General features: G+C 72.7%; 13 protein-coding genes. 4 read left to right on the top strand and 9 right to left on the bottom strand.

Going from position 1 to position 16508, the window contains the following annotated elements; genetic code table 11:
- Nucleotides 1–70 precede the first annotated feature (70 nt).
- On the bottom strand, nucleotides 71–1012 hold the full coding sequence (locus ASC64_RS17800) for an NAD-dependent epimerase/dehydratase family protein (protein ID WP_056908890.1): 942 nt from the start codon (nucleotides 1010–1012) through the stop codon (nucleotides 71–73).
- A gap of 132 nt (nucleotides 1013–1144) precedes the next feature.
- On the opposite strand from ASC64_RS17800, the gene ASC64_RS17795 reads away from it, so the two are divergent.
- The gene (locus ASC64_RS17795) at nucleotides 1145–1849 is read left to right on the top strand and encodes a TetR/AcrR family transcriptional regulator (protein WP_056908889.1); all 705 of its coding nucleotides are present in this window, start codon (nucleotides 1145–1147) and stop codon (nucleotides 1847–1849) included.
- 46 nt (nucleotides 1850–1895) lie between these two features.
- Here the strand turns inward: ASC64_RS17795 and ASC64_RS17790 are convergent, their stop codons facing one another.
- The 8 genes from ASC64_RS17790 to ASC64_RS17755 all read right to left on the bottom strand — a co-directional run bounded on the left by ASC64_RS17790 (nucleotide 1896) and on the right by ASC64_RS17755 (nucleotide 13079).
- The gene (locus tag ASC64_RS17790; RefSeq protein ID WP_056908888.1) at nucleotides 1896–2489 is read right to left on the bottom strand and encodes an MOSC domain-containing protein; all 594 of its coding nucleotides are present in this window, start codon (nucleotides 2487–2489) and stop codon (nucleotides 1896–1898) included.
- Between the two features lie 118 nt (nucleotides 2490–2607).
- A complete protein-coding gene (locus ASC64_RS17785) occupies nucleotides 2608–4299 on the bottom strand; it encodes an FAD-binding dehydrogenase (protein ID WP_056908887.1) in 1692 nt (563 codons plus the stop codon).
- Nucleotides 4296–4934, bottom strand: a complete 639-nt coding sequence (locus ASC64_RS17780) for a TetR/AcrR family transcriptional regulator (protein WP_056908886.1) — start codon at nucleotides 4932–4934, stop codon at nucleotides 4296–4298. The genes ASC64_RS17785 and ASC64_RS17780 overlap by 4 nt, the downstream gene beginning before the upstream one ends.
- Nucleotides 4935–5084: 150 nt before the next feature.
- Nucleotides 5085–6866, bottom strand: a complete 1782-nt coding sequence (locus tag ASC64_RS17775; protein ID WP_056908885.1) for an acetyl/propionyl/methylcrotonyl-CoA carboxylase subunit alpha — start codon at nucleotides 6864–6866, stop codon at nucleotides 5085–5087.
- A 66-nt stretch (nucleotides 6867–6932) separates the two neighbouring features.
- Nucleotides 6933–9461, bottom strand: coding sequence for an AMP-binding protein (locus ASC64_RS17770; RefSeq protein ID WP_056908884.1), 2529 nt, complete (start codon nucleotides 9459–9461; stop codon nucleotides 6933–6935).
- A complete protein-coding gene (locus ASC64_RS17765) occupies nucleotides 9458–10510 on the bottom strand; it encodes an ABC transporter ATP-binding protein (protein ID WP_056908883.1) in 1053 nt (350 codons plus the stop codon). Before ASC64_RS17765 ends, ASC64_RS17770 begins: the two co-directional genes overlap by 4 nt.
- Nucleotides 10507–12000, bottom strand: coding sequence for an ABC transporter permease (locus ASC64_RS17760; protein WP_235563811.1), 1494 nt, complete (start codon nucleotides 11998–12000; stop codon nucleotides 10507–10509). Before ASC64_RS17760 ends, ASC64_RS17765 begins: the two co-directional genes overlap by 4 nt.
- A gap of 50 nt (nucleotides 12001–12050) precedes the next feature.
- Nucleotides 12051–13079, bottom strand: a complete 1029-nt coding sequence (locus ASC64_RS17755; RefSeq protein WP_056908882.1) for an iron ABC transporter substrate-binding protein — start codon at nucleotides 13077–13079, stop codon at nucleotides 12051–12053.
- Between the two features lie 143 nt (nucleotides 13080–13222).
- Here ASC64_RS17755 and ASC64_RS17750 point away from each other — a divergent pair, with 143 nt between their 5' ends.
- The 3 genes from ASC64_RS17750 (at nucleotide 13223) to ASC64_RS17740 (ending at nucleotide 16499) form a co-directional block, all read left to right on the top strand.
- Nucleotides 13223–14422, top strand: a complete 1200-nt coding sequence (locus ASC64_RS17750; protein ID WP_056908881.1) for an acyl-CoA dehydrogenase family protein — start codon at nucleotides 13223–13225, stop codon at nucleotides 14420–14422.
- 74 nt (nucleotides 14423–14496) lie between these two features.
- On the top strand, nucleotides 14497–15822 hold the full coding sequence (locus tag ASC64_RS17745; protein ID WP_056908880.1) for a sensor histidine kinase: 1326 nt from the start codon (nucleotides 14497–14499) through the stop codon (nucleotides 15820–15822).
- A complete protein-coding gene (locus tag ASC64_RS17740; protein WP_082550603.1) occupies nucleotides 15819–16499 on the top strand; it encodes a response regulator in 681 nt (226 codons plus the stop codon). The genes ASC64_RS17745 and ASC64_RS17740 overlap by 4 nt, the downstream gene beginning before the upstream one ends.
- Nucleotides 16500–16508 lie beyond the last annotated feature (9 nt).

Raw genomic sequence — 16508 nt, 5'->3', positions numbered from 1 at the left:
GGCCGCAACCTATCGAGTGACGGATGTGACCTGGGTTACTCGTCCGTACGCCGGTCATGCCGTCGCCCTCTCACGCTGCGGCGGCGCGCTCCTGCTCGCGCCACCACGCGACCGTCGCGGTGAGGCCGTCGGTCATCGGCGTCGGGGCGAGGCCGAGGCGCTGCTCGCTGGCGCCGGAGTCGAGGACGAACGGCGCCGTGAACATGTACGACGTCTCCGCCAGCTCGCGCATGTCCCGTGACACCACGCCCGACGCGCGAAGGACCCACAGCGGGATCGACGACGCCTTCGGAACCGGGACCCCGGCGGCCTCGGCGGTCAGCTCGACGAGGCGACGCTGCGTGACAGCAGGTGCGGTGGGGGCGTGCAGGAAGGAGTTCCACAGGTCCTCGCGCGCAGCCGCCGCGACCATCGCCGCGGCGAGGTCGGGGACGTAGGTGAAGGAGTGCGGCTGGTCGAGGCTGCCCAGCACCCGCATCGTCCGGCCGGCCAGGACGGTGGGCACCATCCGCTCGCCGGCGTGCGCGTTGCGGACCAGTGGGCCGTAGAAGTCGGAGGCGGCCACGCTGACGGTCGGGGTGGACGAGGCGTCGCGCTGGACGAGCAGGTCGGTCCGCACGCCGAGCTTGCCGGTGGACGCCGCGCGCGGCAGGTCCTCGGTGATGGGCCGGTCCACGGGACCGTAGGAGTACAGGCTCTCGGGGAAGACGACCACGGCGCCGGCTCGGCCAGCGGCCTCGAGGACCACCTTCTCGGCCTTCGGGAGCTCCGCGCGCCAGACCCCGGCGTCGTACGCCGAGCCGTGGATGCAGTGGTGGACCGACGCGGCGCCGGCGAAGGCGTCGTCGAGGTGGTCCGGCTGGGACACGTCCACCCGGCGACGGTCGATGAGGTCGTGCTCTGGCCCGCTGCCCGACCGGGTCAGCAGTCGGACCTGCTCACCGGCGGCGGCGAGCTGGAGGGCGATGGTGGAGCCGACGGGACCGGCTCCGGTGACGACGTGGACGGACATGAGGTTCTCCTGGCCTGAGGGCGAAGTGAGAGCAGTGCTCTCGTTTCGACCAGCATGACCTGCTCGTCGCGCGAAAGCAAGAGCGGTGCTCACATTTGTCACGACCGCTCCCGGTCGTGCCACACTGGTCGCATGGGAGACACCGCCTCGACCCCCCGGAGCCGGGCCCGCGAGCAGACGATGCGCGACATCGTCCGGATCGGCCGGTCGCACCTCGCCACCGACGGCGCGGCCGCCCTGTCCCTGCGCGCCGTCGCGCGGGACCTGGGTGTGGTCTCGTCCGCGGTCTACCGCTACGTCGAGAGCCGCGACGAGCTGCTCACCCTGCTCGTCGTCGACGGCTACGACGAGCTCGGCGACGCCGTCGACGCGGCGATCGCACCGCTCGATCGGGCCGACCACGCGCGACGGATGGTGGCCATCGGCCGCGCAGTGCGGGAGTGGGCGCTCGCCGAGCCCGCGACGTACGCCCTCCTCTTCGGCAGCCCCGTCCCGGGCTACGAGGCGCCGGCCGAGCGCACCACCGAGCCGGGCACGCGGGTTGTCCGCCGCCTGGTCGAGGTCTGGGAGGACGCCTGGCAGGCGGGGGAGGTCTCGCTCCCGGAGGACGCCGTCGCCCCATGGCGGCTGGCGCGCGACCTGGCCCGGATCCGGCGCGAGCTCGGCATCACCGCGCCGGATGCGTTGATCGCCCGCGGCATGCTTGCGTGGGCCGCGCTCTTCGGCTGCGTCAGCTTCGAGGTGTTCGGCCAGTACGGTGCCGACACCTTCTCCGACCCCAAGGACATCTTCGAGCACCACCTGGCGGCGCTGGTGGAGGCCGTCGGACTCCGCTAGCGAGTCGCTGGTGCGAACCTCCGCTCACGCTTGCGGGCGCAGGCGGTCATACGGGCGCGAGGGGCGTGTGGGGCGTGTCGGGAAGGGTCACCGTGATCGGTCGGCCCCGCACGACCTCGCCGCCGCGCTCGACGACTGCCATCACTCCGGCCTTGCGAATGAGGGGCGCGGTCGCGCACCCCGGCGAGGCGGTCGACGGGGCCGGCTCGTCGGTCGGCGTCCCGTCCACGCGGGACAGCACCACCTTGAGCAGCCCGGGGCGAAAGGCGTTGATCTGGGCACAGGGGTTGCGCAGGCCGGTCAGTCGCACGACGGGACCGCCGAGATCGAGCAGGGTCCCGGTCGGCAACCCGAGCAGGTCGACGTCGGCGGTGAGGACGTTCTCCCCGAGGTCGCCCGGCCCCAGTTCATAGCCCATGGCGCGGGCGTCGGCGAAGACCTCAGCGTGGATCAGGTGCACCTGGCGCAGGTTGGGCTGGTTCGGGTCGCGACGCACGCGCGATCGATGCTGCACCAAGGTCCCGGCGTGGGCATCGCCGAGCACCCCGAGCCCGGCCACGAGGGTGATCGACTCAGCCGGCACTTTGCTGAACCGGTGGGTCTCGTCGCGACTGACGGCAACTACACGAGGCGTGAGCATACGTTCATCCTCTCCCGTCGTCCGCCGAGTGGGTACGACCGACTCGTTCGGCAGGCGAGGTGTGGTTTTGTGCGGCCCCTGCGTGTGCGGTCCGCAACCGCGCGCGCCGGTGCAGAGGTCAGCGTGCCAGCGCCCGACCGACCGCGCGGCCGGAGAAGATGCAGCCGCCGAGGAAGGTGCCCTCGAGCGCGTTGTAGCCGTGCACCCCGCCGCCGCCGAAGCCGGCGACCTCGCCCGCGGCGTACAGGCCGGGGATCGGGGAGCCGTCGGCTGCGAGGCACTGGCCGTCGAGGTTGGTCTCGAGGCCGCCGAGCGTCTTGCGGGAGAGGATGTTGAGCCGCACCGCGATGAGCGGACCGTGCGCGGGGTCGAGGATCTTGTGGGGCTTCGCGACCCGGATCAGCTTGTCCGTACGGCTGCGACGGGCGTTGTGGATCGCCATCACCTGGATGTCCTTGGAGAACGCGTTGTCGACCTCGCGGTCGCGCGCCACGATCTGCCGCTCGAGCTCGTCGAGGTCGAGCTCCGGGCCACGCGCGAGCTGGTTCATCCCGGTCACCAGGCCGGCCAGGTCGTCGGCCACCACGAAGTCGACTCCGTGCTCCTTGAACGCCTCGACGGGTCCGGGTGCGCCCTTGGCGAGGCGGCTCCTGGCGAGGAACGTGAGGTCCTTGCCGGTGATGTCGGGGTTCTGCTCGGAGCCGGAGAGGGCGAACTCCTTCTCGATGATCGACTGCGTCAGCACGAACCACGAGTAGTCGTGACCCGCGGCGAGGATCTGCTTCATCGCACCGATCGAGTCGGCGCCGGGGACGCCCGACATGCCCTCGAGGCGCCGGCCCGTCGCGTCGAACCACATCGACGAGGGTCCGGGCAGGATCCGGATGGCGTGGTCGGGCCAGACCGGGTCCCAGTTGTGGATGCCCTCGACGTAGGCCCACATCCGGTCCTTGTTGACCATCGTGGCGCCGGCGTCCTCGGCGATCCCCTGCATCCGCCCGTCGACGTGCGCCGGGACTCCGGAGATCAGGTGCTCCGGGGCCGCACCCACGCGCTCCGTCGGCCAGTTGCGCCGCATCAGCTCGTGGTTGTGTCCGATGCCGCCTGAGGTGATGACGACCGCGGCGGCGCGGTGCTCGAACGAGCCGACCGCGTCGCGGCTCGACCTCACCCCGCGCCCGGCGCCGTCGTCGGCCAGCACGGTGCCGCGCACGCCGACGACAGCCCCGTCCTGGACCACGAGCTCGTCGACCTGGTGGCGGAAGGCGAAGCGGACCAGACCCTGGGTCTCGGCGCGCTGCACGGGCTCGGCGAAGATCCGGACCACCTCGGGGCCGGTGCCCCACGTGAGGTGGAAGCGGGGGACCGAGTTGCCGTGCCCGGTGGCGCGACCGTCGCCACGCTCGGCCCACCCCACGAACGGGAGGGACTTGAGCCCGAGGTCGTGGAGGTAGGCGCGCTTCTCGCGGTGGGCGAAGTCGACGTACGCCTTCGCCCACTGCTGCGGCCAGTGGTCCTCGCCGCGGCCGGGGCCGTCGGTGCCGTCGCCGAGGCGGTCGAACTGGGCAGAGCCCTGCCAGTCCTGCCACGCCAGCTCGGGGGAGTCCTTGATCCCCATCCGTCGCTGCTCGGGGCTGTCCACGAACAGCAGGCCGCCGAGCGACCACCAGGCCTGCCCTCCGAGGTTGTCGCGGTTCTCCTGGTCGAGCACCAGCACCCGCTTGCCGGCGAGGGCGAGCTCGTGGGTGGCGACGAGGCCGGCGAGCCCGGCGCCGACGACGATCGCGTCGGGGGTGAAGTCGGTGGTCATGATGGCTGCTCCGGTGGGGTGGGGTCGGGGTAGTGGCGGACGATCATCTCGGCGAGCAGGCGCAGTGCGCGCTCGACGGTGCGGCCGGGGGCGGCCGAGGGGTCGGGATCGAGCGCGGAGAAGGCCAGCCCGTCGAGCATGTTGACGACGATGCTCAGCACGGCGGCGAGGTCCTCCGCAGGGAGCCGGTCGCCCCAGAGGTCGGCGGCGGCACCGAGCATCTGTCCCTGCAGCGACTCGCGGGCCGGGAGCAGTGCCCTGCGCAGCGACTCGTCGGCACGGGCGGCGACCAGCAGCTCGCGCCAGGTCTGGTTCACGGGGGAGAGCACGAGGCCGCGGAGGTGGCCGAGCACCGCGGTCACCTCGTCGGCCGTGTCGACGCCCCGCGCGCCCAGTGCCCGGAAGGCCTCGACCTGCCGCGTGGCGACGTGCTCGGCGGTCGCCACCAGCAGTGCCTGGCGGGTCGGGAAGTGGCGGAACAGCGCGCCCTGGCTGACCCCCGCCGCCGCGCAGACCGCGGCGGTCGACGTGCCGGCGTACCCGCGCTCGGCCAGGCAGGTGACCGTCGCGTCGAGGAGTGCGCCGATCGTGCCCTCGCGGCGCTCTGCCTGCGTACGTCTCGGGGCGGAGGTCACGCCGGAAGTGTTACATAGAAAGTGAGCGCTTGCTATCTAATGAGCCCGCAGCCCCCGAAATGCACACGTGTCCGAGATGTCGCCCACGGGATCGCTCCTCGAGGGCAACTTCTCGGACACGTGTCGGGTCCGCCGGGCTAGGGGCCTGCGTCAGCCCTTGATCTCGCAGATCACCGCGCCGTTGGTCACGGTTGCGCCGACCTCGGCGGCCAGCCCGGTGATGGTGCCGGCCTTGTGGGCCTTGAGCGGCTGCTCCATCTTCATCGCCTCCATGACGACGACCGTGTCGCCCTCGGCGACCTCCTGGCCCTCCTCGACGACGACCTTGACGATGGTGCCCTGCATGGGCGAGGTGACGGAGTCACCGGACGCCGCGGCGCCGGCCTTCTTCGCCGACCGCTTGGCCTTCTTGGCCCCGCCGCCCGCAGCGCCACCCCCGAGGGAGAGGCCACCCAGCCCGGCGGGGAGGACGACCTCGAGGCGCTTGCCGCCGACCTCGACGGTGACCTTCTGCCGCTCGCCGGCCTCCTCGGCCTCGGCTGCGTCGCCGGAGTAGGGCTCGATCTGGTTGTCGAACTCCGTCTCGATCCACTGGGTGTAGACGGAGAACTCACCCTCACCGGAGGGGGTCGACGAGCCGACGTAGGCCGGGTCGGAGACGACAGCGCGGTGGAAGGGGATGACCGTCGGCATGCCGTCGACGACGAACTCGTCGAGGGCGCGGCGCGAGCGCTCGAGGGCCTGGGTGCGGTCCTTGCCGGTGACGATGAGCTTGGCGATGAGGGAGTCGAACGAGCCGGGGATGGTCTCGCCCTGGTCGTAGCCGCCGTCGAGGCGTACGCCGGGTCCTGCCGGCGGGTGCCACTTCGTGAGGGTGCCGGGGGCGGGCATGAAGTTGCGCCCGCCGTCCTCGGCGTTGATGCGGTACTCGATGGAGTGGCCGCGGATCTCGGGGTCGTCGTAGCCGAGCTCCTCGCCGGCGGCGATGCGGAACATCTCACGCACCAGGTCGATGCCGGTGACCTCCTCCGAGACGCAGTGCTCGACCTGGAGGCGGGTGTTGACCTCGAGGAAGGAGATCGTGCCGTCCTGGGCGACGAGGAACTCGCAGGTCCCGGCGCCGTGGTAGCCGGCCTCCTTGAGGATGCGCTTGGACGACTCGTAGAGCTCGCTCATCTGCGCGTCGGACAGGAACGGCGCGGGCGCCTCCTCGACGAGCTTCTGGTTGCGGCGCTGGAGCGAGCAGTCGCGGGTGGAGACGACCACGACGTTGCCGTGCTGGTCGGCCAGGCACTGGGTCTCGACGTGGCGCGGCTTGTCGAGGAACTTCTCGACCAGGCACTCGCCGCGGCCGAAGGCCGTCACGGCCTCGCGGACCGCGGACTCGTAGGCATCGGGGATCTCCTCGAGCGTGCGGGCGACCTTGAGGCCGCGACCGCCGCCGCCGAAGACGGCCTTGATGGCCACCGGCAGGCCGTTGGCCTTGGCGAACTCGACGACCTCGTCGGCGTCGGCGACCGGGTCCTTGGTGCCGGGAGCCAGCGGGGCCTTGGCCTTGTCGGCGATGTGCTTGGCCTTCGCCTTGTCGCCCAGCGCCTCGATCGCGGCGGGCGGGGGACCGATCCAGATCAGCCCGGCGTCGATGACGGCCTGGGCGAACTCGGCGTTCTCGGCGAGGAAGCCGTAGCCCGGGTGGATGGAGTCGGCCCCGGACTTCTCCGCGACCGCGATGATCTTGGCGATGTCGAGGTAGGACTCGGCCGGGGTGGCGCCGCCGAGCGAGTGGGCCTCGTCGGCGAGGCGGACGAACAACGCGTCGCGGTCGGGGTCGGCGTAGACCGCGACGGAGCCGATGCCGGCGTCCTTGCAGGCGCGGATGACGCGGACGGCGATCTCGCCTCGGTTGGCGATCAGGACCTTCTTCAAGCTCACGCGGGACTCCTGGGGACTGCGGCGCGGTGGGATTCAGTGCGGCCGGGTTGCGTACCGCTGGGCAGGCTACCGCGACCGGAGGATGGCGCGACCGACAGCCTGATGCAACGGACGCACGACGCGCCCGTAGGCGATGCCGACTGTGATCGACGCCACGAGCGCGAGCCACTGGTGCCCGGCGTCCTCGAGGGCGGGATAGACCTGCCAGTGCGTGAGGTAGATGAACAGGCTCGCGCCCGCGAGGACGCCCGCGGCCCGGGCCAGCCGCTGCGGGAGAGTCACGTGGGGGAGCCACAGCATGAGCAGGAAGCCGCCGAGGACGATCACCTCGCGGTGCACCTGGCCGAAGAAGCCGAGGGTCAGCGCGGCGGCCAGTGCGGTCACCAGCAGGCGCTGCCGTGGGGTGGTGGCCCGGGCCGCGGTCCAGCCGAGGACGAAGAAGAAGGCGACCACCAGCGTGGTGTAGCGCTCGGTGGGACCGGCCCGCAGCCCGACCTCGGCGAAGCGGGCGAGGGCGGCCACGGCGAGGACCACCAGCGCGAACCGGAACGGCGTACGTCGCTCGAGCCGGTGCAGCACGGGCACGCAGGTGAGGGCGAGCGCCGCGGCGGTGATCCACACGAGCGACTCGAGGAACCACAGCTGCCACTGGTCGTCCCACTCCGAGCCGTCGACCAGCTCGCGGACGAACAGGGCCGTGGTGAGGTCGTAGCTGCCGAGGAGCAGGGCGACGCCGCCGACCCACAGCACCGACGGCACCAGAAGCTGCGCGAGCCCGGACAGCCCGTGCCGCAGGCGTGCGCGGGCGTCGCCGGCCGCCGAGAGCTGGAAGCGCGCGAAGTTGAAGCCCGCCAGCGCGAGCAGCAGGTGGGCCCCGCCCTCGAGCGCCACGAGGTCGACGTGACTGGCGACCACGAAGAGGATCGCGAGCGCGCGCAGCGCGACGGTGGTGTCCAGGCGCACGCCCCGCTGCCGCGCGGGGGTCTCGACGGCGGTCGCCGCGTCCCGGAGGCGCTCGAGGTCGCCGACGGTGCGGGTGTGCCACCCGGTGGGGAGGCCGGCCGGGAAGTGGTCGGCGAGCCGGGTCGCGAGCTCGACGTAGGACAGCGAGTCGCCGCCGAGGTCGACGAAGGAGTCGCCGGCGTCGGCGCGGCCCAGCACCCGCACGAAGTCGGCGCGCACCGAGGTGGCCGCGGTCTGCTCCGCGGGAGCGGCGTCCGCCAGCTCGGCGAGCTCACCGAGCGCGAGGTGGTCGGGCTTCCCGGTCGCGGTGACGGGGAGCCGGTCGAGGACCGTGACCCGGACGGCGTGCGCGGGCACGCCGCAGTGGCTGGTCGCCAGCCCGCGCGCGGCCGCGGCGGCACGGCCGTGGCTGAGGAAGACGTGCACCGCCCGGTCGGTCGCCACCACGCGCGCGTGCCGGTCGACCGTCGCGCGCAGGGTGTGCTCGACGGCGTCGAGGTCGATGCGGAGGCCGAAGACCTTGCCGTAGCGGTTGCGACGGCCGACGACCTCGAACAGCCCGTCGACGCACCGCCCCAGGTCGCCGGTGCGGAGCTCGGTGACCTGGCGCGGGAGGGCGAGGTCAGCCGGTCGTTCGGCATAGCCGAGCATCACGTTGGGGCCGGTGTAGACGAGCTCGCCGACTCCCGGACGGTCGTCGGCCTCCTCGTCGAGGCGCAGGTGCCCGCCAGGGACGGCGCGACCGATCGCGGCGGGGTGCTCCTCGGCGAGGTCCGGCGGCAGCCAGGCCATGCGCGCGGTCGCCTCCGTGGCGCCGTACATCACGACGAGGTCCCAGCCGCGGCTGCGGCCGAACCGGCTCCAGTGGCGTACGGCGTCGGGGTCGAGGCGCCCGCCCGCCTGCGTCACCTGGCGCAGCCTCGGCAGCTCGCGCGCCTCGAAGCCGCTGGTGGCGAGCAGGTCGAAGGTGTGGGGGACGCCGGCGAAGCTCGTGGCGCCGCTGCGGGCGAAGAGGTCCCAGAAGCACTCGTCGACGACGCTCAGCCCGGTCAGCACCACGCTCGCCCCGGCGACCAGGTGCGAGTGCAGCACCGAGAGGCCGTAGCAGTAGTGCAACGGCAGCGTGGTGATCGCGCGGTCGGCGGGCGAGAGGTCGAGATAGGCGGCGATGGCGGCAGCGTTGCTGGCGACGTTGTCGCGCGAGAGGCGCACCAGCTTGGGCGACCCGGTGGTGCCCGAGGTGCTGAGCAGCAGCGCCAGGTCGGGGTGGAGGTCGTGGACGGTGGCGGCGCGGCGCACGTCGTCCGGGGCATCAGCGGTGCACACGATGTCGGGGTCGTAGGCCGCGACCATCGCCGCGCGCTGGGCCGTGCGGCCGTCGGGGACGACGAGCGCCACGTGGCCGTGCTGGAGGGCTGCGAGGTAGGCCACGAGCGAGTCCAGGTCGTTGCCGCCCTCGACGAGCACGAGCCGGCGGGCGGGGCCCCAGGACGCCGCCCGGTCGGCGACCCGCCGGTCGAGCGCGGCATGCGACAGCTCCACGCCGTCGGCCACGACGGCGGTCTCATCCCCGAATCCGGCGTGAGCGAGCACCGGGCTCGCCAGCTGCGGCCCGGTGGACGTGAGGGTCACGGCGATCCGGCCGGCCGGTAGGCGCGGACCAGGCCGGTCACGCGCAGGTGCACGGTGTCGCCGGGGACGGGGTGGAGGACCCCGGCCATGCGTGCGAGGACGGGGGTGCCGTCGGCCAGCCGCACCTGCACCGCGCAGTCGTGGCCGTAGTAGCTGACCTCCTCGACCTCGCCGCGCACGCCCGCGTCGTGGGTGAGGTCGACGTAGACCTGCTCGGGCCGGATCATCAGCGACACCGGGCCGCTGGCCGGCTCGGTGAGCACGACCTGGCCGAGCGCGCACGTCGCGTGGGCGTCCTCGGCGGTGCCGGGCAGCACCACGGCGCGGCCGACGAACTCGGCGACCTGCGGGTCGCTGGGGGACAGGTAGACCTCGCTCGGCGGCGCCGACTGCACCAGCCGGCCGGCGCGCATCACCGCGACCTGGTCGGCCAGGGACAGCGCCTCGTTCTGGTCGTGGGTGACGAGCAGGGCGGTCGTGTTGGTCGCCTCGAGCGCGCGACGCACGGCACGGGAGGTGCTGCCGCGCAGGCTCGCGTCGAGCGAGGAGAACGGCTCGTCGAGGAGCACGACGGCGGGCTGGGGCGCCAGCGAGCGGGCCAGCGCGACGCGCTGCTGCTGTCCGCCGGACAGCTCGTCGGGGCGGCGGTGGCGGAAGTCCGCGGGGAGCTCGACCAGGTCGAGCATCTCGGCCACGCGGTCGCGTCCGCCCGTGGTGGCACGCGACTCCTTCGGCAGGCCGAAGGCGATGTTGGCGGCGACGTCGAGGTGCGGGAAGAGCGCGCCCTCCTGGGGGACGTAGCCGACCCGGCGGGCCTGCGGCGGCGTCGAGCGCACCCCGTCGCCGGCGACCACGGTGTCGCCGAAGGCGATGCTGCCGGACTCCGGGACCAGGAAGCCGGCGATGAGCCGCAGCAGCGTGGTCTTGCCGCAACCGGACGGTCCGAGCACGGTCGTGAACGAGCCGTGCGGGACGTGGAGGGTCACGTCGTCGACGGCACGCGTCGTGCCGAACGACTTGGTGACGCCGGTGATCGTCAGGGAGCTCATACGGGGACCCTTTCCGTCTGGGTGGCCGGCGAGTCGGAGCGCATCAGCAGCAGCGTCGCGGGGATCGAGACCAGCACCAGCAGCAGTGCGTAGGGGGCGGCGGCGCCGTAGCGCAGCTCGGAGGAGGCCGACCAGAACTCGGTGGCCAGGGTGCGGGTGCCGATCGGAGAGAGCATCAGCGTGGCGGTGAGCTCTGTGGAGATGGCGAGGAAGACGAGGGCCGCGCCGGCTCCGAGGCTGGGGGCGATCAGCGGCAGGGTCACCCGCCGGGCCGTGGCGAGCGGTCCGACGCCGAGGCTGTGCGAGACGTCGTCGAGCACCGCGGGTGCCTGCTCCAGCCCGGCACGCACGGTCACCACGGCGCGGGGCAGGAACAAGATGGCGTACGCCGCGACGAGCAGGCCGGCGGTCTGGTAGACGACGGGCACGAGCCGCAGCGAGGCGACCACGAGGGCGAGGCCGACGACGATCCCCGGCAGGGCGTTGGCGACGTAGGTGCTGCGCTCGATCACGGTGCTGGCGACCCCGCGGTGCCGCACGGCCAGCCAGACGACCGGCACGGCGGCGAGCGTGGTGACGACGGCGCCCGCCAGCGCGAGCACGATCGTGGCGACGAGTGCCCTGGTCAGCTCCGCCATCGGGAACTCGGTCGACGTGCCGACGGCGAGCCAGCGCAGGAGCGAGAAGGCGGGCACGCCGATGGCGAGCACGACCACGGCGGCCAGCGCCGCGAGCGCCGGCGCGCGCCACCGGCCGAGCTCGACCGGCACGCTGGCGCGAGCGGCACCGCGGCCCACGCGCGCGTAGCGACGGTCTCCTCGCAGTCGCAGCTCGGCGAGGAGCAGGAACAGGCAGAGCAGGACGAGCACGCCGGCCATCGCGGTGGCGGCCGCGCCGTTGAAGGTCGAGCCGTACTGGTCGTAGATCGCGGTCGTGAACGTCGGGAAGCGCAGCAGGGACAGGGCGCCGAACTCGGCGAGCAGGTGCAGGCCCACGAGCAGCGCGCCGCCGAGCAGGGCCGGGCGCAGCTGCGGCAGCACCACCGTCCGGAAGGTGCGGGCGCGCGAGTGGCCGAGCGACCAGGCCGACTCCTCGAGTGCCGGATCGAGCCTGCGGAGCATGGCGACGACCGGCAGGTAGACGAGCGGGTAGTAGGACAGCGTGACGACGAGGAACGCCCCGCCGAAGCCGTGCACGCTGCGGTCGAGCGAGATCCAGGCGTAGCCGTTGACGAAGGCGGGCACCGCGAGCGGAGCGACGAGCAGCCCGTGCCACAGCCGGCGACCGGGGAGGTCGGTGCGCTCCACGACGACGGCCAGGGCGACGCCGAGCACGACGCTCGCGGACATGCAGGCGGCGGCCAGGGTGACCGTGTTGCGCAGCAGCTCCGCGATCCGCGGGCGGGCCACGAGGTCCCAGAGGTCGCCCGGGCCGATGATCAGCACGTAGGTGGCGACATAGCCGAGCGGAACGAGCGCCAGCAGCGCCACCGCCGCCCCCGCTGCGAGCAGCAGGGGCGGTGTACGGCGCCCGGTGACGGTCAGAGCAGGCCTGCCGCGGTCATCAGGTCGGTGACCTGCGGTCCGTTGAGGCCGGCCACGTCGACCTGCGGCGGCTCCAGCTCGTCGAACGGCTTCACCGCGGGGTTGAGCTTCGCCGCGGGGTTGAGCGGGTACTCGAGGGCGTACGACTCGGCCATCGCCTGCTGCGCCTCGGTGCCGGTGAGCCAGGTGACGAACTCCTCGGCGGCGTCCTGGTGCTCGCTGCTGGCGAGGATGCCGGCGCCGGAGACGCTGAGGAACGCGCCGGGGTCCTGGTCGCCGAAGAAGTGCAGCGCCGAACCGTCGGAGTCGGAGCCGTTCTCGGCGCGGTCGCGGTACCAGTAGTAGGAGTAGGCGATGCCGGCGTCGACCTCGCCGGAGTCGACGGACTGCATGACGACGAGGTTGTTCTGCACGATCTCGCCGTTCTCCTTCAGCCCCGCGAGCCAGTCGGCGGTGGCCTGCTCGCCCTCGAGGGCGAGGACGGCGGAGACGATCGCCTGGAAGTCGGCGCCGGTGGGGGAGAAGGCCACGCGGCCCTTCCACTCGGGCTTGGCGAAGTCGAGGATCGAGGCGGGCATGTCGGCCTCGGTCATGGAGTCGGTGTTGTACATCGCCACGGTGGAGCGGGCCAGGAAGCCGGTCCACATGCGGTCGGAGGGGACGTACTGCTCCGGGATCGACTCCGTCGCGGACCCGGGCAGCTCGGTGAACAGGCCGGCGTTGTCGACGATGCTCATCGCGGGCGAGTTCTCGGTGAGGAACACGTCGGCGGGGGAGTCGGTGCCCTCCTCCACGATCTGGTTGGCCATCTCGAGGTCCTTGCCGTTGCGGAGCTCGACGTCGAGGCCGGAGTCCTCCTCGAAGAGGGGGACGAGCTCGTCGAGGAGCTGCTCGTGCTGGGCGTTGTAGATGACCAGGTCCGGCGAGCCGAACACGCCGCAGCCCGACAGGGTCGAGGCGACGAGCAGGGTGCTGGCGAGGGCGACGCCGGCGCGGGCGGCGCCACGGCGGGGGGAGGTCGTCACGGGGGGTGCCTCACTTGGCTCAGGAACTTTGCTTAGGCTCCCCTAACTGTAGACCCGCAGTGGTGCGGTCGCGGAATCGCGTCCGTCACACGATCCCGAGCAGGGGGTTAGCGATCGCTAACCTCCGGCGCTACCCTGCTGGCATGACCTACGAGCTGTCCCCCGAGCACGAGCAGTTCCGCCGCAGCGTTCGCGACTTCGCCGAGGCCGAGATCGCGCCGCACGCCGCGCAGTGGGACCGCGACCACCACTTCCCGACCGACGTCGTGCAGAAGATGGGCGCGCTCGGGCTGATGGGGCTGACCGCTCCCGAGGAGTTCGGCGGCGCCGGGATGGCCGGGGAGGACGGCGGCTTCACGTCGCTGTGCCTGGCGATCGAGGAGATCGGCCGCGTCGACCAGTCGATGGGCATCACGCTCGAGGCGGCCGTCGGCCTGGGCATCAACCCGATCCTCACCTTCGGCACCGACGAGCAGAAGAAGACGTGGCTGCCCGCCCTCGTCGCCGGCGAGCAGCTCGCCGGCTTCGGTCTCACCGAGCCCGGCGCCGGCTCCGACGCCGGGGCGACGAAGACCAAGGCGGTGCTCGAGAACGGCGAGTGGGTCGTCAACGGCTCCAAGCAGTTCATCACCAACTCGGGCTCCTCGATCACCTCGCTGGTCACCGTCACCGCCCGCACCGGCGAGCGCGCCGACGGCCGCCCGGAGATCTCGACGGTCATCGTCCCCTCGGACACCCCCGGCTTCACCGCCGAGAAGGCCTACGACAAGCTCGGCTGGCACGCCTCCGACACCCACCCGCTGTCCTTCACCGACGCGCGCGTGCCGGAGGGCAACCTCCTCGGCGAGCGTGGCCGCGGCTACGCCCAGTTCCTCGCCACCCTCGACGACGGCCGCGTCGCGATCGCCGCGCTCGCGGTGGGCTGCATCCAGGCCTGCCTCGACATGTCGCTCCAGTACGCCGGCGAGCGCCAGACCTTCGGTGGCCCGATCGGCCGCAAGCAGGGCCTCGCCTTCCAGGTCTCCGACCTGCAGGTGATGCTCGACGCCTCGCGCCTGCTGACCTACAAGGCCGCCGCGATGAAGGACGCCATGGACGCCGGCTCCTCGTCGGTGTCGATGGGCGCCTTCAAGCAGGCCGCCGCCGTCGCCAAGCTCTACGCCACCGAGTCGGCCGTCACCGCCACCCGGATCGCCACCCAGGTCTTCGGCGGCTACGGCTTCATGGAGGAGTACCCGGTCGTCCGGTTCTACCGCGACGCCAAGGTGCTCGAGATCGGCGAGGGGACCTCCGAGGTCCAGCGCATGCTCATCGCGCGGGGGCTCGGCCTGCCGGTCGAGTGAGCCCGGCCGGCGGGTGACCGGATCTCCGTCCTACGACGGATCCGAGGCGCCGGCGCGCTGACTACCCTCACCCCGTGTCCACCCTCAGCGAGCGCGTGCTCGACGCCTTCGGCGTCGACGACCCGTGGGAGCGCCCGCGTCCCGCCGTGGGGCGCCAGGACGTGGTCTGGGCCGGTGCGATCGGGCTGCTCGGCGTCGTGAGCCTGGAGCTCGTGCGCAGCGGCGGAGACCTCGAGCACACCACCGCACCCGTGTGGAGCCAGTGGCTGGTCGTGCTGTCGGGCGCCGGCCTGCTCGTGGGCCGGCGTCGCTGGCCGCTCGTCGTGGCGATCCTGGCCGCGGCCCACATGTTCGTCTCCGGCGTCGCGATGCCCGAGGTGATGGGGCAGCTGCCCAGCCAGATCGTCTACTTCGTCGCCATCCTGTCCGGCGTCTCGTGGGCCCGCGACCGCCGCGCGATGATGATCGTCGTCGGCGCGATCCTGCTCTTCATGTTCGCGTGGCTGAGCTGGCAGTTCGCAGTCGGCTCCGCCGTCCAGGAGTGGTACGACGAGCTCAGCAAGAGCACGGACGAGGGGATCTTCCCGCCGATACCGGCGGCCATCGCGCTCACCATGCTGATCAACGCCGTCTACTTCGGCGGTGCCGTCGTCGGTGGCGTCGTGTCCTGGCGCTCGGCACGCGCGCGCGACCACCTCGCGGGGCAGGCCGCCACGATCGCCCGCCAGGCCGAGCGGCTCCGCGAGCAGGCCGTGGTCGACGAGCGGCTCCGGATCGCGCGGGAGCTGCACGACGTCGTCGCCCACCACGTCTCCGCGATGGGCATCCAGGCCGGCGCCGCGCGGCGGGTGCTCGACCGCGACCCCGAGGCCGCACGCACGGCCCTCGCCAACGTCGAGGAGGCGTCCCGCGACGCGGTCACGCAGATGCGGCGGCTGCTCGGCACGCTCCGCGAGGGCGAGCAGGCGGGTGGCGACGCACGCACGACGGAGGCGGGTGTCGGTGACCTGCCCCGGCTGGTCGCCGAGGCCTCCGGCGAGGGGCTCGCGGTGACCCTCGACGTGGTCGAGGCCGACCGGGACGCAGCGGCCCGGTTGCCGCGCGCGCTAGGCCTCGCCGTCTACCGCACGGTGCAGGAGGCGCTGACCAACGTGCGGCGGCACTCGACCGCCGACACCGTCTCGGTGGTCCTCCGGGTCGACGAGTCGCACTCCAGGCCCTACGCCGAGGTGGAGGTCGTCGACAACGGCCGGCCGCGGCACGGCACGTCCGGCAGCGGGCTGGGGCAGCTCGGCATCCGTGAGCGCGCCGCCACCCACGACGGCCAGGTCGACATCGGCCCCCGTGTCACCGGCGGCTACCGCGTGCGCGTGCGCTACCCGCTCGGAGCGGCGTCGTGACGACGTCCGCCGCCGCGCCGCTCCGGGTGCTCCTCGTCGACGACCACGCGATGGTGCGCTCGGGCTTCGCGATGGTGCTCTCCGTCGAGGACGACATCGAGGTGGTGGGCGAGGCGTCCGACGGCCTGCAGGCGATCGAGCGCGCCCGCGAGTCGCGCCCCGACGTGGTCCTGATGGACGTCCAGATGCCGCGGATGGACGGCATCGAGGCCACCCGTCACCTCGTCGCCGACGACCTGGGGCACGTCGTCATCGTGACGACCTTCGACCGCGACGACTACCTGTTCGACGCGCTCCAGGCAGGGGCGAGCGGCTTCCTGCTGAAGAACGCCGGTCCGGAGCAGCTCCTCGACGCCGTACGTGCGGCGGGACGCGGGCACGCCCTGCTCGCGCCCGAGGTGACCCGCCGGGTGATCGGCCGGATGGCCGGCCGCGAGGCCGCGCCGGAGCGGCCCGAGCCCGAGGCGCTCGCACGCCTCACCGCGCGCGAGCGCGAGGTGCTCGTGCTGCTGGGCCGCGGGCTGTCCAACGGCGAGGTCGCCACCGAGCTCGTGCTCGGTGAGGCCACCGTCAAGACGCACGTGTCCAACGTGCTCGCCAAGCTGCACCTGCGCGACCGCGTGCAGGCGGTGATCTACGCCTACGAGGCCGGCCTCATCCTCCCGACGGAGGACTGAGCCGCGCCC

Origin of the sequence: Nocardioides sp. Root122 (genome assembly GCF_001425025.1) — a bacterium.
Taxonomy (GTDB): Bacteria; Actinomycetota; Actinomycetes; order Propionibacteriales; family Nocardioidaceae; genus Nocardioides.
This window is presented reverse-complemented; position numbering and strand designations above follow the sequence as displayed.